The sequence below is a fragment of the Arthrobacter sp. 05T423 genome, assembly GCF_056396245.1.
Window position 1 is genome coordinate 40351 of sequence record NZ_JBFTLC010000022.1, and the last position, 20915, is coordinate 61265.

Consider the following 20915-nt stretch of genomic DNA (forward strand, 5'->3'; position numbering starts at 1 on the left):
GACTACCTGGCTCACTTCCCCGGAGCCAGGCAGCCAGGGGATAGGCGCGGATGGGGATCTGGCCCAAGAAACCACCCAAGGCGCTCCAGGAAGGACGACGGCGTGACAGAACCCGATCAGCCGAAGCCTACATCCGAACGCCATGTGCCAGTCCTGAAGGACCGGTGCATCAATCTTTTGGCGCCCGGTTTCGAGGCGGCACGCGTGCGCGGTGAGACCCCGGTGGCCATCGACGCCACGCTTGGCATGGGCGGGCACTCCGAAGCCATGCTCCAGCGCTTTCCCGACCTGCACCTCGTGGGCATCGACCGGGACGAGGAAGCCCTGGCGCTTGCCGGCGAGCGGCTCAAGCCCTTCGCAGCACGCACAGACCTGGTCCATGCCGTTTACGACGAAATCGCCGAGGTGCTTGAGGACCTCGGAATTTCCGAGGTCCACGGCATCCTGATGGACCTCGGGGTCTCGTCCCTGCAGCTCGACGAGCGCGAACGCGGCTTCGCCTATTCCTTTGATGCACCCCTGGACATGCGGATGGACACCAGTCGCGGCCAGACGGCGGCTGACGTCGTTAACAATTACAGCGAAGAGGAACTGGTCAGGATCATCCGCAAGTGGGGTGAGGAAAAGTTCGCGGGACGCATCGCTAACAGGATCGTCGCCGCCCGGGCAGCGAAGCCGTTCACCACCACCGGTGAACTTGTAGAGCAGATCCGGTCGGTGGTTCCGGCCGCCGCTGCCAAGTCCGGCGGTCACCCGGCCAAGCGGACTTTCCAGGCGCTTCGCATCGAAGTCAACGAGGAACTGGAAGTCCTGGAACGTGCTGTACCGGCGGCGGTGGAGGCCATCGCGGTCGGCGGCCGGATCGTCGTAATGTCCTACCACTCCCTGGAAGACAAGATCGTCAAGGGCGTCTTCCAAGCCCGCTCGAAATCATCAGCTCCGCTCGGGTTTCCGGTGGAGCTTGAAGAACACAAGGCCGAACTCAAAACCCTGACCAAAGGCACCGAGGTGCCCACCGCCGTCGAGATCGCAGAGAATTCGCGTGCAGCATCAGCCCGGCTGCGCGCAGTGGAACGCATTAGAGCCAGGAGAGCAACATGAGCACCGCAGCTGCCAGGAACCTCGCCCTTCCGTCCGGCCCGAGCATCCAGGATATAGATGTCGAGGGGCTGGAGGCCGGGCTTCCGGGCTCGGGCCGCAAGGCGCGCACCCCGTTGTCGCTGGTCCGGTCCGCACCGAGGAAGCGCCGCGCGCCCTTTGTGGTTCTCTGCTTCGGCATGCTGGCGGTGGCGCTGATCGCTGTGCTCGTGCTGAACATCTCTGTGTCCACGGCTCAGTACCAGCTGGTCAAGCTCCGGGCCGAACAGACCGCGCTCACCAAGCAGAACCAGGATCTGACACAGCAGGTGCAAAACTTCGAGGCTCCCCAGAATCTGGCTGCCAAGGCCGCAGAATTGGGAATGGTTGCTTCCACCGGCAGTGGGCAGATTGATCTTTCCACGCTGACTGTGAGCGGTGAAGCCAAGCCGGCGGTCAAGGGAGACTCGGCAGGAGCGGTTATCGCGGCTCCTGCCGTCCCGGGCCAGCTCAACGTGGTCCCGCCCGCCAGTTCGGGGGAGCCGCTGGCAGGCAGGGCCCCCGCTGCGGACGAAGCGGCCGCTGCCCAGAAGGATGCGGCGGCCCAGGAGGCGGCGGCGAAGCCGGCCGCAGCGGCCGCCAAGCCGGCGGCGCTCGACGGGGGCACCGTCCCGGCGCCGGCACAGAGGACGCCGGGACAGTAAGGCAGACAGAGGCGGCCAGTAGTCCGCACGGCAAGCAGTAGGGGATAAGCGTGGCGCAAGGCAAAAGCAAGGCAAGCAAGAAAAAAGTTGCTAACGCCACGAAGAGGCTCCGCCTCGGGCTGAGCATCATGCTTGCATTGCTCGTGGTTGTGGGCGGAAAACTGTTCCTGGTGCAGGGCCTCGACGTCGGCGGCATGGCCGAAGCCGCCCTTGACAACCGCCTGCGACCCACCGTGCTGCCAGCCGAACGCGGCAGCATCCTGGACGCCAACGGCACGGTGCTGGCCAACAGCGTCATCCGTTACAACATCACTGTTGACCAGACCGTCAACACCAAGACTGAATCCTTCAAGCGGCTTGAAAAGGTGGACGGCAAGGACGAGCTCGTCACCGTGACCCGTGACCAGGGAATCGCCGAGCTTGCTGCCGTCCTTGGCATGGACGCCGCCGATGTCCGCAAATCCGTCACGGGCACCAGGACCTACTACATCGTGGCCAAGGACCTCCGGCCTGACGTCGAAAACCGCGTCTCGGATCTGCAGATCCCCGGCATTTTCTCCGAGGGCACCAGCAAGCGCGTGTATCCCAATGGCTCCGTCGCCGGGGGCATCGTGGGCTTCCTGGAGAACGGAACCACCGGCCAGGCCGGACTCGAGCAGACCCAGGACGAGATACTGCGCGGCACCCCGGGCAAGCGTGTGTTCGAAATCGGCGCCGACGGGCTCCGCATCCCCGTGGGCATCGACGAACTGACGCCGGCGCAGGACGGCAAGGACGTCAAGCTCACGCTGAACTCCGACCTCCAGTACTTCGCCCAGCAGGCCATCCAGACGCAGGCGGACAAGCTTAGCGCCGAGTGGGGCGTCATCATTGTCTCGGACGTGAAGACCGGCAACATCATCGCCATGGCCGACACCAACACCCCCGACCCCAACGATCCCGGCAAGGTGGCGGCCAAGGACCGCGGCGTCCGCTCCGTCACCGCAGCCTACGAGCCCGGGTCCGTGGAAAAGCCCCTGACCGCCGCCGCGCTGATCCAGGAAGGCAAATCCAGCCCGCTGGACAGGTTCACCATTCCGCCGTCCCTGGTGATCGACGGCCAGCAGTTTGATGACGCCTTTTCGCATGGAACAGAGCAACGGACCCTCGCCGGCATCATCGGCTACTCCATGAACACGGGGACGGTGATGGCGGGCAGCCGCCTGAGCAAGGACCAGCGGCATGACTGGCTGCAGAAGTTCGGCATCGGCGAGGCGCCGGACATCGGCCTGCCGGCCGAGGCGAAGGGCATATTGACCCCGGCCGCGCAGTGGGATGACCGGCAGCAGTACACAGTCCTCTTTGGCCAGGGCGTTTCCCAGTCGACGCTGCAGACCGTGCGCGCCTATCAGACAATCGCCAACGGCGGAGTCATGCTGCAGCCCCGCCTGATCGACGGCTACATCAGTCCCGACGGCACCGAGGAGAAAGTACCGGCCAAACCGTCGCGGCAGATCATCTCCAAGGACACCGCCAAGCAGGTCAGGGACATGCTCGAAAGCGCCGTCACCGAGGGCGAAATCAAGGAAGCCGCCCTCGACGGCTACCGCGTGGGGGCGAAGACGGGAACGTCCGAATCTCCGTGCGATGACGGCACGGCCGGCTTCTGCGGCTACACCGCCTCGATCCTGGGAATGGCGCCGATGGACGATCCGCGGTTTATTGTGGAGGTGGTCCTGCAGCGTCCCAAGGGGTCCATCTACGGCATCACCAACGGACCCGTGTTCCGCTCGGTGATGAGCCAGACACTGCGGATGTACAACGTTCCGCCGTCCAAGGGCACGCCCGTCAGGCTGCCGCAGTACGCCAAATAACGGGGTACGCGAAGAAACGCAGTACGCCAAGTAACGCCCGCCAAGAAAGACCGCGGTACACCTGAACAAACAGTTCTGTCGTGTCCGTTGGTCCACTAGCACCAACGGAGATTCAGTTGTCACAGCACCATGACCCTGGCACTGCCGACGCCCCGGAGGGGCAGGCATTCAAGAGCGGCTTCCGGCCCACCGCCGTCGCCGCCGTCGAGCTGGGTGTCATCGGCCAGTCAGTGGGCATCACGGTGCCGGGGGCTTCCGAGTCAGTTCAGGTCACCGGCATTTCACTCAACTCCCGGTCCGTGGAGTCCGGGGACCTCTATGTTGCCCTGCCGGGAGCGGCACGGCACGGCGCGGACTTCGCGGCAACGGCCATCGAGTCCGGAGCGGTGGCGGTGTTGACGGACGACGCCGGCGGGAGGCTTCTTGCCCTCGGGTCTGACATCGCCGTGCCCGTTCTTGTCGTGGCGGAGCCGCGCAGCGTGGTGGGCCGCCTGTCCCGGCTGATCTACCGGAGCCAGGAGGCAGGTCTCGCCGGTCCCTCGATGTTCGGCGTGACCGGCACCAACGGAAAAACCACCACCACCTACTTCATCAACGCCCTGCTGCAGGCCATGGGCAAGAAGACCGGACTCATTGGCACCATCGAGATCCTGGCCGGCGGGGACCCGATTCCCAGCCTCCTGACCACACCGGAATCCACCGACGTCCACGCGCTGCTGGCCCTCATGCGTGAACGTGGGCTGGACGCCGCTTCCATGGAGGTCTCCTCGCACGCGGTGTCCTTCCGCCGCGTGGACGGCGTGGTCTTCGACGTCGTCGGTTTCACCAACCTCACCCAGGACCACCTGGACCTGCACGGCACCATGGAGGAGTACTTCCGGACGAAAGCGGAGCTCTTCACCGCCGAACGCGCCCGGGCCGCCGTCGTGACGGTCGACGACGAGTGGGGCCAGCGGCTTGCCGCCCAGACTGAGCTTCCGGTGACCACGCTGGCCACGCTCCAGCCCGGCAGCGGGCAAAACGCCGGTCCGGCGGTGGCTGACTGGACGGTCACGGATCCTAAGCCGCGAGGCCTCGGAACGGAATTCACCCTCCGCGGCCCGGACGGCACGGAACTTCGCGTGCACACGGGGCTGCCCGGTGCGTTCAATGTCTCCAACGCGGCGCTGGCCCTGACCATGGTGCTCGCCGGCGGTGCTGACCCCGCCGACGTGCAGGCCGCCCTCGATGCCCGGGACCCCTTCACCGTGGCGGTCCCCGGCCGAATGCAGCTGGTCTCCGCCAGCCCCGCCGCCGTCGTCGATTTTGCACACAACCCCGACGCGCTGGCACGCGCTCTGGAGGCCGTCCGTTCCCCGGAACCGGCGTCCAAAGTGATCGTGGTTTTCGGTGCCACTGGCCAGCGTGACCAGGGCAAACGCCCTTCCATGGGAGCGATCGCTGCCCGGCTTGCCGACGTCGTGATCGTCAGCGACGACGATCCCCACGATGAGGACGCCGCGGCGATCCGCGCCGATGTGCTGGTGGGGGCTACGGATGCCAAGGAAGCCGAACAGCTCGACTGCAGGATCATGGAAGTTTTCCCCCGCGATGCTGCCATCCGGGAGGCCGTCAACCTCGCGGCTCCGGAGGACACCATCCTGATTGCCGGGCGCGGGCACGAAGTGTGGCAGGAGGTCAAGGGAGTGAACCTTGCCCTCGACGACAGGGTGGAACTACGGAACGCCTTGACGGCACGAGGATTCACCGTTCTCCAAGACGACGGGATAGAGTCCTAGACCGACATGATTGAACTAACTGCGGCGGAAATCGCCGATATCACCAACGGCCGGCTGCTAGCCGACCCCGACGTCACCCCGGGATCGGTGGTGACCGACTCGCGGGAGGCTGTTGCCGGCTCCCTCTACGTCGCTAAACCGGGCGAAAGCGCAGACGGCCACAGTTTCGTGGGGGCCGCTTTTGACCGCGGAGCGGTGCTGGCCCTCACCGAACGGGAAATCAAGGACGACGCCGGCCGGAACTTTCCGTCCGTCGTCGTTGAGGATGCGGTGCTGGCCATGGGCGCCCTGGCGGCTGAGGCTGTCCGCCGGATCAGGAGCCACCGGGAGGCTGCCGGCGAGCAGCTGACCGTCATCGGCATCACCGGTTCGGCCGGCAAGACCACCACCAAGGATCTCCTCGCGGGCATCCTTTCAGCTGAGGCACCTACGGTTGCGCCCCAGGGTTCCTACAACGGCGAGGTCGGCGTACCGCTCACCGTATTCCAGGCGGGCTTTGACACCCGCTTCCTGGTCATTGAGATGGGTGCCACCGGCATCGGGCACATCCGCTACCTGGCCCACATGGTCCGGCCCGAAATTGGCGTGGTACTCGGTGTGGGTACAGCCCACGCCGGGGAATTCGGCGGCGTGGAAAACATCGCTGCGGCCAAGGGCGAACTCGCCGAGGCCCTGCCCGCCGAGGGTACTGCGGTGCTGAATCTTGATGATCCCCGCGTTGCCGCCATGGCTTCGCGGACCCAGGCAACTGTTCTGGGCTTCACTTCCCGGGACGCCGACCCGGACGCGCCTGCCGTACGGGCCGCGAACCTGGACACCAACACCGCTGGCAACCCGGAGTTCGACCTCGAAGTGCCGGCGGAGCCCACGGTCCAGGTCAGCAGCAAACTCATCGGCGAACACCACGTCGCTAACCTCCTCGCCGCCGCAGCGGCCGCCCACGCGGCCGGCGTTCCGGCTGCCAGGATCGGCGCGTCGCTGAGCTCCCAGTCCGCGGCCAGCCGCTGGCGCATGGAGCGGACCGAACGGCCCGACGGCGTGACGGTCATCAACGACGCGTACAACGCCAACCCGGAATCCATGCGGGCGGCCCTGCGCACGCTGGCCGATCTCGGCCGCGGCCGCCGCACGTGGGCCGTGCTCGGAGCCATGCTGGAACTGGGCGAGGATTCCATCCGCGAGCACACCGCCGTTGGCACCCAGGTGGTGCGGCTGAACATCTCCCGCCTCCTGGTGGTGGGCCGGGAAGCGCGTTCGCTGTACGTGTCCGCCGTGCAGGAAGGGTCCTGGGGCGAGGAATGCATCTTCGCCGAGACCGTTGACGAAGCCTACGAACTGCTCCAGGAGCAGCTCGAACCCGGCGATCTGGTGCTCTTCAAGTCATCGAACAGCGTGGGGCTGCGCCATTTGGGCGATCGGATAGCATTACCCCCACATGCCACCCCCACAACCGCCAATGAAGGGAGCGAGCTGCTGTGATTGCACTTCTGATCGGCGCTGGCCTGGCCCTGCTGCTGGCTTTGGTGGGCACCCCGCTGTTCATCCGTCTGCTGGTCCACAAGAGCTATGGCCAGTTCATCCGCGATGACGGACCAACCTCGCACCACACCAAACGCGGCACCCCCACCATGGGTGGCACCGTGGTGGTGGGCGCCGTGCTGCTGAGCTACGGCCTGACGCACCTGATCATGTGGCTCATGAACCCCCGGTCGCCCGGGCCAACCGCATCTGCGCTGCTCCTGTTGTTCCTGATGGTGGGGATGGGCCTGGTGGGCTTCCTCGACGACTTCATCAAGATTTCACGGCAGCGCAGCCTGGGACTGAACGCCAAGGCCAAGCTGATCCTCCAGGCGGCGGTCGGCATCATCTTCGCCGTGATGGCGCTCTACTTCCCGGACGCCGACGGGCTCACGCCGGCATCCACCAAGATCTCGCTGGTCCGCGACATCCCGTGGCTCGACCTCGCGTTCGGCGGCACCGTGCTCGGCGCGATCCTCTTTGTGGTGTGGTCAAACCTGATCGTCACGGCCGCCACCAATGGCGTCAACCTCACCGACGGCCTGGACGGCCTGGCCGCCGGTGCCGCGATCATGGTCTTTGGCGCCTACACACTCATGGGCATCTGGCAGAGTAACCAGGCCTGTGGCTCGCCCCGCCAAGCGGGTAGCGGCTGCTATTCCGTCCGGGACCCCCTTGACCTTGCCCTTCTTGCGGCCATCATGAGCGCCGCGCTGGTGGGCTTCCTCTGGTGGAACACCTCACCGGCCAAGATCTTCATGGGCGACACCGGCTCGCTGGCGATCGGCGGCGCCATCGCAGGGCTCGCCATCCTCTCCCGCACCGAACTGCTGCTCGCCTTCATCGGCGGCCTGTTCGTCCTCATCACGCTCTCCGTCATCATCCAGGTGGGCTACTTCAAGGTGACCAAGGGCAAACGCTTCTTCAAGATGGCGCCGCTGCAGCACCACTTTGAACTCAAGGGCTGGGCGGAAGTCACCGTGGTGGTCCGGTTCTGGATCCTCGCCGGCCTGTTCGTCGCCGCGGGTCTGGGCATCTTCTACGCAGAATGGGTGGTCCTGCTGTGAACGGCTCCGAATCCCACACTCACACTACGGGCCCGGCCAGGCTCAGCGGCCTGGTCAGCTGGGACTCCGACTGGGCCGGGCTGCGCGTCGTGGTCACCGGCATCGGCGTCTCGGGATTCGCGGCAGCGGACACGCTGATCGAACTCGGCGCCCGCGTTGTGGTGGTGGACGGAGCCACAAGCGAGACAGCCACGGCCAAGGCCGACACGCTGCGGATCGTCGGTGCGGCCGACGTTCTCCTGGGAGAGGACGCCGTCCGCACGCTGCCCAAGATCGACGGCCTGAAACCGGACCTCGTGGTCACCTCGCCCGGCTGGCGGCCGGACCAGGCCCTGCTCGCCGCGGCCGCCCGCGCCCACATCCCGGTGTGGGGCGACGTCGAACTCGCCTGGCGCCTGCGCATCCGCGAGGGCCGGAAAACGGCCGACTGGCTCACCATCACCGGCACGAATGGCAAGACCACGACGGTCGGCCTGACCGAGTCCATGCTGCGGGCCGCTGGCCTGAAGGCGATTGCGGTGGGCAACGTGGGAACGCCCATCCTCGATGCCCTGCGTGACCCCGTGGAGTACGACGTCTTTGCGGTGGAGCTCTCCAGCTTCCAGCTGCACTGGTCCGAGTCCGTCTCGGCGGTGGCCAGCGTCTGCCTCAACGTCGCCGAGGACCACGTGGACTGGCATGGCTCCTACGAGTCTTATCTGGCCGACAAGGCCAAGATCTACGAAAACACGCAGAAGGCCTGCATCTACAACCACGAGCAGATCGAAACCGAACGCATGGTGGAGAACGCGGACGTGGTCGAGGGCTGCAGGGCCGTGGCTTTCACCACCCTCACGCCGGCCATCAGCATGCTCGGCGTGGTGGAGGGCCTGCTCGTTGACCGGGCCTTCATCGCCGAACGGAAGGACAGCGCCGTCGAACTGGCGTCCATGTCCGATCTCGGCCCGGTGGCCCCGCGCCACATGGTGGCCAACGCCCTGGCAGCCGCGGGCCTGGTGCGGGCCTACGGCGTCAGCCCCGAGCACGTGCGGGAGGGCCTGCGGGCTTACATCCCGGGAAGCCACCGTATCCAGCCGGTCGCCAAGCAGCACGGCGTCCTCTGGATCAACGACTCCAAAGCCACCAACCCGCACGCCGCCTCGGCATCCCTTGCCGCCTTCGAACCGGTGGTCTGGATTGCCGGCGGCCTGTCCAAGGGTGTCAGCTACGACGACGTGGTCCGTGACCATGCCCGCCGGCTGAAGGCCGTGGTGCTGATCGGCAAGGACACGGCATCGCTGGAAGAGTCCCTGCGGCGACACGCACCGGATGTCCCCGTCATCCGGCAGGCGGCAGGCCACACTGAAAATGTGCAGCCAGCCGGAACCGGACATGACGCACCGGATTCAGCCGAAACCGGGGAGGCAATCATGGCACAGGCCGTCGCATCGGCGGCTCAGCTCGCCGCCTCGGGTGACACTGTGCTGATGGCCCCGGCTGCTGCATCCATGGATCAGTTCTCTTCCTATGCTCACCGTGGCGACGCCTTCATTGCAGCGGTCCGCGAGCTCGTGGAAGGGGAGGCCCGGACCGGCAAGGAGTAAGAATGGTCAGCACACCCACCCGCCCCGCGGCCGTCCGGCAGCGGTCGGGAGCGACCTCCCGTGGGTCTGCCTCCCGGAACGCCGGACAGGGTGCTGCACCGGGGACTCCCGTCTCCAGGGTCCCCACGAAGGGCAGGCTGCTGCGGGCGTACCGGCGCTTCTGGTCCGCCCTGGAGGGAAACGGCAAGTCGCGCAACGGCTCCACTTACTACCTGATCCTCGGCACCACGCTGGCCCTGACCGCCATTGGCATCATGATGGTGCTCTCGGCGTCCAGCGTCGAGGCCATCGCAGCGGGGGAGTCGCCCTACACCGCGGCCCTCAAGCAGGGACTGTTCGCCGGAATCGGCATCTTCTGCATGTTCATGCTGTCCCGGATCAACGTCGTGTGGCTGAAACGCCTCGCGTGGCTGGGCATCATCATTGCCTACGCCCTGCTGGGGCTCGTGCTGGTCATTGGCACCAGCGTCAACGGCAACAAGAACTGGATCGACATCGGCGGGTTTTTCACCCTGCAGCCTTCCGAGGCAGCCAAGCTTGCCCTGGCCCTGTGGATGGCCACCGTGCTGGCCAAGAAGGCGCCGCTGTTGCACCAGTGGGGCCATGCAGTGGTCCCCGTGGTGCCCATAGCGGGCGGGATCATCGGCCTTGTCCTGATCGGAAACGACCTGGGCACCGGCATGCTTATCATGCTCATCACCGCCGCGGCTCTGTTCTTCGCCGGCGTGCGACTTTATCTGTTCGGGTTCGCGGCGGTGGGCCTCGGTGCTGTCATAGCGGTCATGGCCGTCACCAGTTCCAACCGGGTGTGCCGCATCACCTCGTGGTGGACCGGGCAGAGCTGCGGCGACGGCATCGACGCCAACTACCAGTCCACCAACGGCCTCTACGGGCTGGCATCGGGCGGCTGGTTCGGCGTCGGGCTTGGCCAGAGCCGGCAGAAATACAGCTGGATCCCCGAAGCCCACAACGACTTCATTTTCGCCATCATCGGTGAGGAACTCGGGCTGGTGGGGACCGTCGTCGTACTGATCCTCTTTGCCATCCTGGGGGCCGCCATCTACCGCGTGGTGGTGGCACAGGAGGACCTGTTCCACCGGGTCCTTGCCGGAACCATCATGGTGTGGCTGCTGGGCCAGGCGACGGTCAACATGGCCGTGGTCACGGGCCTGATGCCGGTGATCGGCGTTCCACTGCCTTTCATCTCCTACGGCGGCTCGGCGCTGCTGATGTCGCTCTGCGCGATCGGCGTAGTGTTGTCACTGGCCCGCGAACAGATGGCGCCCAACATCCGGCCCCGTAAACTGCTCGGCCCGTTGCGGCTGCCCGGGCGCAAGAAATCCCGTACGAAAGCGTAAACCAGCACCTGATGAAAACCGAGTCATTGTCCGTGGTCCTCGCCGGCGGCGGAACAGCAGGCCATATCAACCCGCTGCTGGCCATCGCCGCCGCCATCCGCGACGCCCGTCCCGACGCCCGGCTGCTGGCCGTCGGAACGGCCGCCGGCATGGAGACCAGGCTGGTCCCTGCCGCCGGGTTTGAACTGGCCACCATCGACCGTGTCCCGTTCCCGCGGAAGCCCTCCGCTGACCTGCTCCGCCTGCCGGGACGGCTCGCCGGCGCCGTGCGGCAGGCCGGGCGCATCCTCGACGACGCCGCCGCCGACGTCCTGGTGGGCGTGGGCGGCTACGTCTGCACGCCCATGTACCTGGCCGCCTGGCGGCGGAAAATCCCCATCGTCATCCACGAAGCCAACACCCGCCCGGGCCTTGCCAACCGCGTCGGCGCGCGGCTGAGCCGGCACGTGGCCGTGGCATTCGCCGGCACGCCCCTGCGCAACGCGCGCCACGTAGGCATGCCCATGCGCCGCGAAGTCTCGGCCATGGTCAGGGCAACAGCGCGGAACGGAGCCCTGCGCACCCTGGACCTGCAGCCGGAGAAGCCGGTGCTCATCGTCACAGGAGGCTCGTCCGGGGCGCAAAGCATTAACCGCACCGTGGCGGCGTCGCTCGAGGCGCTGTCCCGGGCAGGGGTCCAGACCATCCACATCACCGGACGCGGCAAGTCCGTGGCGGACGCAAACGGCAATGCCCTGAGCGCCGACGGCTACCGTCAGCTCGAGTACGTGGACGGTATGGAGACCGTCTACGCCGCGGCTGACCTGCTGCTGGCCCGTTCCGGAGCGGCCACCGTGAGCGAGGTCGCCGCCGTCGGTGTTCCTGCGGTGTTCGTGCCGCTGCCGATCGGCAACGGCGAGCAGGCCCTGAACGCGCGCGGGCTGGTGGACGCGGGCGGCGCCCTGCTGGTGGCGGACCGCGATTTCACCCCCGAATGGGTCCGGACCAGCCTCATCCCGCTGCTGACGGACCGTTCCCGCCTCGAAACCATGGCGGCGAACGCGGAGAACCTTGGCATCCGGAATGCCGACCAGCTCATGGCCGACCTCGTACTGGAAGCGGTATCCAAATGACCACCAACGCAGCACCCAGCCAGGAGTCACTGGGCCGCGTGCACTTCATCGGGATCGGGGGCGTGGGCATGTCCGCCGTCGCCAGGATCATGGTGGCGCGCGGAATTCCCGTCAGCGGTTCGGACGCGAAGGACCTGCCCGTTATGAAGGAGCTCGCCGCAGCCGGCGCACGCATCTGCGTGGGCTACGACGCCGGCAATCTCGGCGACGCCCAGACCGTCGTGGCTGGATCGGCCATCCGCGCTGACAACCCCGAACGCGAGGCTGCCCGGGCCGCCGGCCTGCCGGTGCTGCACCGCTCCGAAGCCCTGGCCGCCACCATGGCCGATGACCTCGTGGTGACAGTGGCCGGCACCCATGGCAAGTCCACCACCACCTCCATGATCACCGTGCTGCTGCAGGGCGCCGGCCTGGACCCGTCGTTCGCGATCGGGGCCAATGTCCCGGCGCTCGGCGTCAACGCGGCGAACGGCAGCTCCAAGGTGTTCGTCGCGGAGGCGGATGAATCCGACGGTTCGTTCCTGAACTACCGCCCGCAGATCGCCGTCGTCACCAACGTGGAACCGGACCACCTCGACCACTACGGCACCGCAGAAGCCGTGTATGAATCCTTTGACCGCTTCACGGCCCTGCTGCCGGCGAACGGTGTGCTGGTGGCCTGCGCGGACGACGCCGGCGCGCACGCGCTGGCGCTTCGCACCCGCGAACAGGGCAATGCCCGCGTTGTCCTGTACGGCACCTCCGAATCCGCGGACCTCCGGCTCGACGACGGCGGCCCGGGCAGGGTGGCCATTACGACGGCGGGCCGCCGGATCCCGCTGGCACTGCAGGTCCCGGGACGGCACAATGCGCTGAACGCCGCCGCTGCCATGGCGGTGGCGCTCGAACTCGGCGTGGACGCCCAGGCCGCCGCCTCTGCCCTGGCCAGCTTCTCCGGCGCGTCCCGGCGGTTCGAATACAAGGGCGAGGGCAGGGGCGTGCGGGTCTACGACGACTACGCCCACCACCCCACGGAGGTGCGCGCCGCACTGGCTGCGGCCCGCTCCGTTGCCGGGGAGCACAAGGTGCACGTCCTTTTCCAGCCGCACCTCTTTTCCCGGACCCGGGAATTCGCCGCGGAATTCGCGGACGCGCTCAATGCCGCGGACACCGCACTGGTGCTCGACATCTACCCGGCACGCGAGGATCCCATCCCGGGCGTCACCAGCGCACTCATCACGGAGCACCTGGGCGCCGGCGGCAGACCCGTCGGAGCCGGTGATGAGGCCGTTGCCGCCCTGGCCGCCGCCGCGCAGCCGGGGGACATCATCCTCACCGCCGGCGCCGGGGACGTCACCGCGTACGGGCCGCTCATCGTGGAGTCGCTCGGTGGCTAGCACCCGGCGCCCCACGTACCGCCCGGCCAAGCCTGCCGGCCGCGACACTGCTGCGGCCGGGGACTCCGGCGCTCCCCGGGACACTGTTACGGATTCCGACCGCGCCAAGCCGGCCGTGATCAGCGCCTCCAAGGGCGTGCCGGAGGGTGCGGCGCAGGAGAAGGCGCAGGGCAGTGCGCCCAGGGATAAGCGGCAGGGCAGTACGCAGAAGGGCCCCGCGCAGGACAAACCAGCGCAGGGAAAGCCGGCGCAGGACAGGCCGGTGCGGGACAGGCCGGTGCGGGACAGGCCGGCCCGGGACAAGCCGGCCCGGGACAACGTGCTGGCATTTCCCGAGCCCCGGGGCCGGCGTATCAGGCGGAACATCATCGTGGCGGTGTGCGTCACGGCGGCACTCGTGGCGGGACTGATCCTGGCCGCCGTCTATTCGCCTGTGCTGGCAGTCCACAGCGTGAGCGTCAGTGGGACGAAGCTCCTCAAACCGGCACAGGTGCAGGCGGCACTGAAGCCGCTGCTGGGCACGCCGCTGCCGCAGATCAGCGACGAACAGGTCGACGCGCTGCTGAAGCCGCTGGTCCAGATCAGATCCGTCAGCACCCAGGCCCACCCGCCGTCCGTCCTCGTGGTGCAGGTCCAGGAACGCGTGCCGGTGGCCCTCGTGAAGCGCGGCAACGATTACCTGCTCGTGGACGTCGACGGCGTGCGGCTGGGCACCACGGCAGACCCCGCCTCCGTGAAGCTGCCCCTGATTGACGGCGGCGCCGGAACGATCGGCAAGGACCTCTTCCAGGCGACCGCCGAGGTTCTCGGCGCCCTTCCCGCCAATGTGCTGGCCAAGCTCTCCAATGCCTCCGCCAAGTCCGTCGACGCAGTGGAACTGAAGCTGCTGGATGGCCAGACGGTTGTCTGGGGCAACGCGGGGGAGAAGGAGCTCAAGGCGAGGGTGCTTGAAGCACTGCTCAAGGTGCCGGCAGATCCTGCGAACCCGGTCAACACCTACGACGTCAGCGTTCCGCGGCATCCCGTGACGCGGTGACCACGGCTGTATTTCTTGGGGATTAGGACGACACGCGGCGGCGGTTATTGAATGTAGCCAGCATAGGAAATAGCGTCACAGAGGTGAGTTACTTGACATAACTATAACCTTCAACTCGAAGGTTAAGGTTCAGGGCTTCAAGGTCGACTCCACCAGTTTTCGCAATAGGACACTAACAAGGGACACGTAACGTGGCAGCTCCGCAGAATTACTTGGCCGTCATCAAGGTCGTCGGCATCGGCGGCGGTGGCGTGAACGCAGTCAACCGCATGATCGAGGTGGGTCTCCGCGGTGTCGAATTCATAGCTATTAACACCGATGCCCAGGCCCTGCTGATGAGCGATGCCGACGTAAAGCTCGACGTCGGGCGTGAGCTGACGCGCGGGCTGGGTGCCGGTGCCAACCCTGAGGTGGGCAAGCAGGCGGCCGAGGACCACGCCGACGAGATCGAGGAAGTCCTTCGCGGCGCCGACATGGTCTTCGTGACCGCGGGTGAAGGCGGCGGCACCGGAACCGGCGGCGCACCGGTGGTTGCCCGTATTGCGCGCTCCCTTGGCGCCCTGACCATCGGCGTTGTCACGCGTCCGTTCACCTTCGAGGGCCGGCGCCGCGCGGGCTCCGCCGAGGCGGGCATCGACGCCCTGCGCGACGAAGTCGACACCCTGATCGTGATCCCCAACGACCGCCTGCTGTCCATCAGCGACCGCAACGTCTCAGTCCTGGATGCCTTCCGCTCCGCTGACCAGGTCCTGCTGTCCGGTGTCCAGGGCATCACGGACCTCATCACCACGCCCGGCCTGATCAACCTTGACTTCGCCGACGTGAAGTCGGTCATGCAGGGTGCCGGCTCGGCCCTGATGGGCATCGGCTCCGCACGGGGCGAGGACCGCGCGGTCAAGGCCGCCGAACTCGCCATCGCCTCCCCGCTGCTGGAGGCCTCCATCGACGGCGCCCACGGTGTTCTGCTGTCCATCCAGGGCGGCTCTGACCTGGGCCTCTTTGAGATTAACGAGGCCGCGCGCCTGGTGCAGGAAGTTGCGCACCCCGAAGCCAACATCATCTTCGGCGCGGTCATCGACGACGCCCTGGGCGACGAAGCCCGCGTCACCGTCATCGCGGCCGGCTTCGACGACGTCAAGGCCACCTCGCCGTCCATGGACCAGTCGCAGCCGCAGGCCGTCCCACAGCGCCCCGCCGTGCCGGCGACCGCCCCGCACAGCCAGTCGCCCTCGGGGAGCCAGCAGGTCCACGTCCAGCCCGTGCACGCCGGAGTGGGCGCAGCAGGCCTGAGCAGCTGGGGACAGCAGCGCCCGTCAGCTGTTCCCGCCGACTCAGGGTTCGACGTCGACCTCCCGTCCGTGGTGGAGCCCGACCTCACCGGCAGCCGGTCCGACGACCTGGATGTGCCCGATTTCCTGAAGTAGGAGCTTGCCGGGCGGACACTCCGCCCGGCTGCCGTTCCGTTTTCCCTACCTCGATTGCCGGAGTTCCGATTGTTTTTGTGGCGAGCTGAAGTGCAGCCTGGCGTGTCCGTGGCGTTCACCGACACGAGGGCCGGCAACCTCGCCCTGCACGTGGGTGACGACGCTGCGGCGGTCCTGGACCGGCGGGCCCGGCTGGAGCACGCCGCCGGAATCGCGCCGCGCAGGTTCCAGTACATGAACCAGGTCCACGGCAACGACGTGTCCCTCGTTGCTGAACCAGGCGCAGTTGCTGAGCCAGGCGCAACTGCCGACGCCCCGCCAGCTCCAACGGCGGACGCGCTGGTGTCCCTCGGCGGTCCGCTTGCGGTGATGGTGGCTGACTGCATTCCCCTGGTCCTGGTGGGAGCCGGAGTTTCCGGCCCCGTGCTCGCGGCCGTTCATGCCGGGCGCCTCGGCCTGTTTTCGGGAGTCATTCCTGCGGCGGTGGAACAGATGCGCGCTTCCGGCGCCGCGGACGTCCGGGCCTGGCTTGGGCCGTCTGTTTGCGGGAACTGTTACGAGGTGCCCGCCGAACTCCGCGACGAGGTGGCCGCCGTCCTGCCGTCCGCGTTGTCGACCACCTCATGGGGAACGCCGGCGCTCAACCTGCCCGGCGGTGCCGCCAGCCAGCTCGACGCCCTCGGCGTTCCCATCGAATACCGCGGGCCCTGCACGCTTGAAAATGAGTCCCTGTTTTCCTACCGCCGCGATTCCCGGTCCGGCCGTTTTGCCGGACTGGTGTGGACCCATGACTGAGGGCCCGATGCCCGGGGATGCCCGGACCGTGGAGCTGCAGGAGCGCCTGGACGCCGTCCGGCAGCGGATCGACCGTGCCACGGCGGCGGCGGAGCGCGGGAACAACCCGCCGCGCCTGATTGTGGTCAGCAAATTCCACCCGGCCGACGACGTCCGCAGGCTCGCCGCGCTCGGCGTCAGGGATTTTGGCGAGAACCGGGACCAGGAGGCATCTTCGAAAGCCGCGGAGCTCGAAGCCCTGGACCTCACCTGGCACTTCGTGGGACAGCTCCAGAGCAAGAAGTCCAGGACGGTGGTCGGCTATGCCTCCGCGGTGCACTCCGTGGACCGCGCCCAGCTGGTGACGGCCCTCGAGCGGGCCATCGCCGCCCAGCAGGAGCTGACCGGCCGCGGCGACCTCGAATGCTTCATCCAGGTGGGCTTGGACGAGGACGCCGGGGCCCACCGCGGCGGGGCCGCCCCGGAAGAGGTTCCGCTGCTGGCGGAACAGCTCGAAGCCGCCGCCGGACTTCGGCTGGCGGGTGTCATGGCGGTAGCACCCCTCGGCGCGGATCCTGACCGCGCCTTTGAAAAACTGCTGCGCATCTCCACGGATTTGCGGCGTGATTTTCCCGGCGCCACGGGGATTTCCGCCGGCATGAGCCAGGATCTGGAAGCTGCCGTCCGATTCGGTGCGACACACCTCCGAATTGGCTCAGATATTCTCGGTTCGCGCCCGGCGGTGCGGTAGCGTCTGACGTATTGGAAGTGAATGGCGGGGATTCCAATGCTGTCGAGACCTTTGGGCGGCCCGCTTCCGGACACGATTAGGAGTCGACCATGGCTGGCGCTCTGCGCAAGACAATGATCTATCTTGGGCTCGCCGACGGCGACGAACATTACGAGTCTGAGCTTTCCACCCAGCAAAAGGACGAGGACCACTCAATGGAGCATGACCGTGAAGAGCGCCGCGCGCCTGCGCCGCTCCGTGAGGTCGTCCGTGAAGTGCCACCCGCTGCCGAAGAGGAATACCGCGCACCAGTGACACCCATCAAGCGTGCGGCATCGAGCCGCGAAGAGACCACCGGGCTGCGGCAGATCACCACGATCCACCCCCGCTCCTACAACGACGCCAAGCTCATCGGCGAAAGCTTCCGTGACGGTATCCCCGTCATCATGAACGTGACGGACATGGGGGAGGCGGACGCAAAGCGGCTCGTTGACTTCTCCGCGGGCCTCGTCTTCGGCCTCCGCGGAAGCATCGAGCGCGTGACGAACAAGGTCTTCCTGCTGTCGCCGTCCTACGTTGAAGTCATCGGGGATGACAAGAAAGCCAGCGAGGCAACCGCCAGCTTCTTCAACCAAAGCTGAAAAACGGCTCTCCGGATGCCAGGCAGGGACGCACCTGCCTGGCATCCGTGCTGAAATAGTGGAACAGCACAAGCTGGCAGGAATCCCCAGGGCACGAGGTGCCCGCAATGGACATGGAGACAATGGGTTAGCTCATGGGAATACTTTTCGGGCTCGTCTACATCGTCCTGCTGTTCATTTTCGTCGCTTTGATTGTCCGCCTCGTCTACGACTGGGTTCAGATGTTCGCACGGGATTGGCGTCCCCGCGGGGTAGCATTGGTGGCGGCTCACGCAGTCTACTCGGTCACCGATCCGCCGCTGAAGGTTCTGCGGCGCATCATCCCCCCGCTGCGGCTGGGCGGCGTCTCACTGGACCTCGGTTTTATCGTGCTGTTCATCGGCCTGAGCGTGGCCATGGCGATCACCAAGTCATTTGCATAACTTCATATCAGCTTGCAGCGACCGGCCGATCCCCACGGATCCCGGGCGCGGAAGACCTTTTGTTTGACGCCACGGTGTTGAATTAGAGGAACCAGACCAAATTTAGGTACCGTAGTTTTGACGGCCGGAAGGCCTCCTGACGAACTAGACCAACGAGGTGACCAGATGGCTTTAACGCCAGAAGACGTTGTCAACAAGCGCTTTCAGCCGACCAAGTTCCGCGAAGGCTATGACCAGGACGAAGTTGACGACTTCCTGGACGAGATTGTCGTTGAACTGCGGCGCCTGAACCAGGAGAACGAAGAGCTTCGCAAGAAGCTCGCCGAAGGCGGCTCCGGATCGCCGGCTGCCACCTCCGCCGCTGCCCCTGTGGTTGAAAAGGTTCCCGCACCGTCCAAGGCCGACAAGGACGAGGCACGGGCGAAAGCCGAAGCCGAGGCCAAGGCCGCGGAAGCTGCCAAGAAGAAGGAAGCCGAGCAGGCAGCACCGGTTGCAGCGCCGGCACCCGCCGTCACCAGCACCAACGTTTCCGAGTCGGCTGCCGGCCTGCTGGCCATGGCACAGCAGATGCACGACCGCCACGTGTCCGAGGGCCAGCAGCAGCGCGACAAGATCATCGCCGAAGCTCAGATCGAAGCCAGCAGCCTGGTCAACGACGCGCAGGAGAAGTCCCGCAAGATCCTCGGTGCCCTGGAGCAGCAGCGCTCCGTCCTGGAGCGCAAGGTGGAGCAGCTGCGCGGATTCGAACGCGACTACCGCTCACGCCTGAAGGCCTACATCGAGGGCCAGCTGCGCGACCTCGACGCCCGCGGCTCCGTTGCCGCCCCCGAGGTCGGCGAAAGCAGCAGCGCCGCCGTTTAGCACGTATTCTGAAGGCCGGTGGCTGAGGATTCCTCGGCCACCGGCTTTTGCCATTAACGACGGTTCCCGAATGAAAGCACCATGACTGACGACCTTGCCGCTGACGCAGCGCACCCAGCTTCATCATCTCCGCGGCCCCGGCGCGGCGTCCTGCTGTCCCTGTTCGCCGGACTGGCCGTTTTCGCCTACGTCTTCGACCAGCTCACCAAACTGTGGGTCACCAGCACCATGGAGGAGGGCGAGCGGATTCCGGTGCTGCCCCCGCTGCTGCACTGGTACTACATCCGGAACTCCGGCGCGGCTTTCTCCATCGGCGAGAACGTCACCTGGGTGTTCACCATCATTATGGTGGTGGTCGCCGCTGCCATCCTGTTCCAGCTGCGCAAGCTCGGATCCGCCTGGTGGGCGCTGGCGCTGGGGCTCCTGTTCGGCGGCGCCCTGGGAAACCTGACGGACCGGCTGTTCCGGGACCCGTCATTCGGAATGGGCCATGTGGTGGACTTCATTCAGCTGCCCAACTTTGCGATTTTTAATATTGCCGACTCGGCCGTGGTGTCCTCAGTGGTCATCATCTGCCTGCTGACCCTGCGGGGGATCGCCCTCGACGGTTCACACCACAGCGTGGACAAGCGGGACGGTGCCGGCAATGTCTGAACGGGTGGTGGTGCCCGAGGAGCTGGACGGCACCCGCGTCGATGCAGGCCTGGCCAAACTGATGGGCATGTCCCGTTCGTCCGCCGCAACGCTGATAGCCGAAGGCAATGTCGTCAGCGGGGGCAGGCCCGTGGGCAAGTCCGCCAAACTCGCGTCCGGCACCGTGTTGCACGTGACGGTCCCCGAACGCCGGGACCCCCTTGAAGTCGTGGAGGAAGTTGTGGAAGGCCTGAAGATCCTGCTGGATGACGACGACTTTGTGGTGGTCGACAAGCCGGTGGGGGTCGCAGCGCACCCGTCTCCTGGCTGGGTGGGGCCCACCGTCGTGGGCGGGCTGGCCGGGGCCGGTTACCGCATTTCCACGTCCGGTTCCGCTGAACGTGCGGGAATCGTCCACCGCCTCGACGTCGGGACTTCCGGGGTCATGGTGGTAGCGAAGACAGAACCCGCCTACACGGCACTCAAACGGGCATTCAAGGAACGCACGGTGGACAAGGTCTACCACGCTGTGGTCCAAGGCCTGCCGGATCCTTTACAGGGCACCATCGACGCACCGATCGGCCGCCATCCCGGCCACGACTGGCGCTTCGCCGTCATCGAGGACGGCCGGCCATCGGTGACGCACTACGAGGTCCTCGAGGCCTTCGGCAAGGCAACCCTGGTGGAGGTGCACCTGGAAACCGGCAGGACACACCAGATCCGGGTCCATTTCGCGGCACTCCGTCATCCGTGTGCCGGCGACCTCACGTACGGAGCAGACCCGCGGCTGGCCGCCACGCTCGGTCTGACCCGGCAGTGGCTGCACGCCCGTGAACTGGGCTTTGACCACCCGCGCACCGGCGAACGCGTCACCGTGACCAGCCAGTACCCGGAAGACCTCGCCTACGCCCTGGAGGTCCTGGGGTCGGGCAAGGCCTGAGCCTGCGGCATGCCGGCAATGATTGTCG

General features: G+C 66.6%; 19 protein-coding genes. All 19 read left to right on the forward strand.

The features are described 5' to 3' along the window. The first annotated feature begins 102 nt into the window (after window positions 1-102). The 19 genes from rsmH (at window position 103) to AC1DFE_RS15900 (ending at window position 20887) form a co-directional block, all read left to right on the forward strand. A complete protein-coding gene (rsmH, locus tag AC1DFE_RS15810; RefSeq protein ID WP_476906823.1) occupies window positions 103-1101 on the forward strand; it encodes a 16S rRNA (cytosine(1402)-N(4))-methyltransferase RsmH in 999 nt (332 codons plus the stop codon). Then, window positions 1098-1781 carry a cell division protein FtsL gene (gene ftsL / locus AC1DFE_RS15815; RefSeq protein WP_476906824.1) on the forward strand — a complete coding sequence of 228 codons (684 nt, stop codon included), beginning with the start codon at window positions 1098-1100 and terminating at the stop codon, window positions 1779-1781. The genes rsmH and ftsL overlap by 4 nt, the downstream gene beginning before the upstream one ends. Before the next feature lie 50 nt (window positions 1782-1831). Then, on the forward strand, window positions 1832-3634 hold the full coding sequence (locus AC1DFE_RS15820) for a peptidoglycan D,D-transpeptidase FtsI family protein (RefSeq protein ID WP_476906825.1): 1803 nt from the start codon (window positions 1832-1834) through the stop codon (window positions 3632-3634). Window positions 3635-3750: 116 nt separating this feature from the next. Continuing rightward, window positions 3751-5412, forward strand: a complete 1662-nt coding sequence (locus AC1DFE_RS15825) for a UDP-N-acetylmuramoyl-L-alanyl-D-glutamate--2,6-diaminopimelate ligase (protein WP_476906826.1) — start codon at window positions 3751-3753, stop codon at window positions 5410-5412. A gap of 6 nt (window positions 5413-5418) precedes the next feature. Further along, complete coding sequence (locus AC1DFE_RS15830) at window positions 5419-6891, forward strand: UDP-N-acetylmuramoyl-tripeptide--D-alanyl-D-alanine ligase (protein ID WP_476906827.1); 1473 nt, start codon at window positions 5419-5421, stop codon at window positions 6889-6891. Further along, complete coding sequence (gene mraY, locus AC1DFE_RS15835) at window positions 6888-7997, forward strand: phospho-N-acetylmuramoyl-pentapeptide-transferase (protein ID WP_476906828.1); 1110 nt, start codon at window positions 6888-6890, stop codon at window positions 7995-7997. Before AC1DFE_RS15830 ends, mraY begins: the two co-directional genes overlap by 4 nt. Then, complete coding sequence (murD, locus tag AC1DFE_RS15840) at window positions 7979-9580, forward strand: UDP-N-acetylmuramoyl-L-alanine--D-glutamate ligase (RefSeq protein ID WP_476906829.1); 1602 nt, start codon at window positions 7979-7981, stop codon at window positions 9578-9580. Before mraY ends, murD begins: the two co-directional genes overlap by 19 nt. A 2-nt stretch (window positions 9581-9582) precedes the next feature. Further along, window positions 9583-10938, forward strand: coding sequence for a putative lipid II flippase FtsW (ftsW, locus tag AC1DFE_RS15845; RefSeq protein ID WP_476906830.1), 1356 nt, complete (start codon window positions 9583-9585; stop codon window positions 10936-10938). Between the two features lie 11 nt (window positions 10939-10949). Continuing rightward, complete coding sequence (gene murG, locus AC1DFE_RS15850; protein WP_476906831.1) at window positions 10950-12050, forward strand: undecaprenyldiphospho-muramoylpentapeptide beta-N-acetylglucosaminyltransferase; 1101 nt, start codon at window positions 10950-10952, stop codon at window positions 12048-12050. Further along, window positions 12047-13426 (forward strand): UDP-N-acetylmuramate--L-alanine ligase, encoded by a 1380-nt coding sequence (gene murC, locus AC1DFE_RS15855; RefSeq protein WP_476906832.1) that lies wholly within the window; start codon window positions 12047-12049, stop codon window positions 13424-13426. The genes murG and murC overlap by 4 nt, the downstream gene beginning before the upstream one ends. Continuing rightward, the gene (locus tag AC1DFE_RS15860) at window positions 13419-14462 is read left to right on the forward strand and encodes a cell division protein FtsQ/DivIB (protein WP_476906833.1); all 1044 of its coding nucleotides are present in this window, start codon (window positions 13419-13421) and stop codon (window positions 14460-14462) included. Before murC ends, AC1DFE_RS15860 begins: the two co-directional genes overlap by 8 nt. A gap of 191 nt (window positions 14463-14653) precedes the next feature. Then, a complete protein-coding gene (gene ftsZ / locus AC1DFE_RS15865) occupies window positions 14654-15886 on the forward strand; it encodes a cell division protein FtsZ (RefSeq protein WP_476906834.1) in 1233 nt (410 codons plus the stop codon). Window positions 15887-15955: 69 nt separating this feature from the next. After that, a complete protein-coding gene (locus AC1DFE_RS15870; RefSeq protein WP_476906835.1) occupies window positions 15956-16681 on the forward strand; it encodes a purine nucleoside phosphorylase YfiH/LACC1 family protein in 726 nt (241 codons plus the stop codon). Then, a complete protein-coding gene (locus tag AC1DFE_RS15875) occupies window positions 16674-17411 on the forward strand; it encodes a YggS family pyridoxal phosphate-dependent enzyme (RefSeq protein WP_476906836.1) in 738 nt (245 codons plus the stop codon). Before AC1DFE_RS15870 ends, AC1DFE_RS15875 begins: the two co-directional genes overlap by 8 nt. Before the next feature lie 89 nt (window positions 17412-17500). Beyond that, complete coding sequence (locus tag AC1DFE_RS15880; protein ID WP_476906837.1) at window positions 17501-18031, forward strand: cell division protein SepF; 531 nt, start codon at window positions 17501-17503, stop codon at window positions 18029-18031. 134 nt (window positions 18032-18165) lie between these two features. Continuing rightward, the gene (locus tag AC1DFE_RS15885) at window positions 18166-18453 is read left to right on the forward strand and encodes a YggT family protein (protein WP_476906838.1); all 288 of its coding nucleotides are present in this window, start codon (window positions 18166-18168) and stop codon (window positions 18451-18453) included. Window positions 18454-18618: 165 nt separating this feature from the next. After that, window positions 18619-19314 carry a DivIVA domain-containing protein gene (locus tag AC1DFE_RS15890; protein WP_476906839.1) on the forward strand — a complete coding sequence of 232 codons (696 nt, stop codon included), beginning with the start codon at window positions 18619-18621 and terminating at the stop codon, window positions 19312-19314. An 81-nt stretch (window positions 19315-19395) separates the two neighbouring features. Then, on the forward strand, window positions 19396-19968 hold the full coding sequence (lspA, locus tag AC1DFE_RS15895; protein WP_476906840.1) for a signal peptidase II: 573 nt from the start codon (window positions 19396-19398) through the stop codon (window positions 19966-19968). Then, window positions 19961-20887, forward strand: coding sequence for an RluA family pseudouridine synthase (locus AC1DFE_RS15900; RefSeq protein WP_476906841.1), 927 nt, complete (start codon window positions 19961-19963; stop codon window positions 20885-20887). The genes lspA and AC1DFE_RS15900 overlap by 8 nt, the downstream gene beginning before the upstream one ends. Window positions 20888-20915 lie beyond the last annotated feature (28 nt).

Excerpts from the sequence above, each read along its gene's own strand:
- ftsL (WP_476906824.1), top strand. The coding sequence starts at position 1,098 with ATGAGCACCGCAGCTGCCAGGAACCTCGCCCTTCCGTCCGGCCCGAGC.
- AC1DFE_RS15830 (WP_476906827.1), top strand. The coding sequence starts at position 5,419 with ATGATTGAACTAACTGCGGCGGAAATCGCCGATATCACCAACGGCCGG.
- murD (WP_476906829.1), top strand. The coding sequence starts at position 7,979 with ATGGGTGGTCCTGCTGTGAACGGCTCCGAATCCCACACTCACACTACG.
- ftsW (WP_476906830.1), top strand. The coding sequence starts at position 9,583 with ATGGTCAGCACACCCACCCGCCCCGCGGCCGTCCGGCAGCGGTCGGGA.
- murG (WP_476906831.1), top strand. The coding sequence starts at position 10,950 with ATGAAAACCGAGTCATTGTCCGTGGTCCTCGCCGGCGGCGGAACAGCA.
- murC (WP_476906832.1), top strand. The coding sequence starts at position 12,047 with ATGACCACCAACGCAGCACCCAGCCAGGAGTCACTGGGCCGCGTGCAC.
- AC1DFE_RS15875 (WP_476906836.1), top strand. The coding sequence starts at position 16,674 with ATGACTGAGGGCCCGATGCCCGGGGATGCCCGGACCGTGGAGCTGCAG.
- AC1DFE_RS15880 (WP_476906837.1), top strand. The coding sequence starts at position 17,501 with ATGGCTGGCGCTCTGCGCAAGACAATGATCTATCTTGGGCTCGCCGAC.
- AC1DFE_RS15885 (WP_476906838.1), top strand. The coding sequence starts at position 18,166 with ATGGGAATACTTTTCGGGCTCGTCTACATCGTCCTGCTGTTCATTTTC.
- AC1DFE_RS15890 (WP_476906839.1), top strand. The coding sequence starts at position 18,619 with ATGGCTTTAACGCCAGAAGACGTTGTCAACAAGCGCTTTCAGCCGACC.
- lspA (WP_476906840.1), top strand. The coding sequence starts at position 19,396 with ATGACTGACGACCTTGCCGCTGACGCAGCGCACCCAGCTTCATCATCT.
- AC1DFE_RS15900 (WP_476906841.1), top strand. The coding sequence starts at position 19,961 with ATGTCTGAACGGGTGGTGGTGCCCGAGGAGCTGGACGGCACCCGCGTC.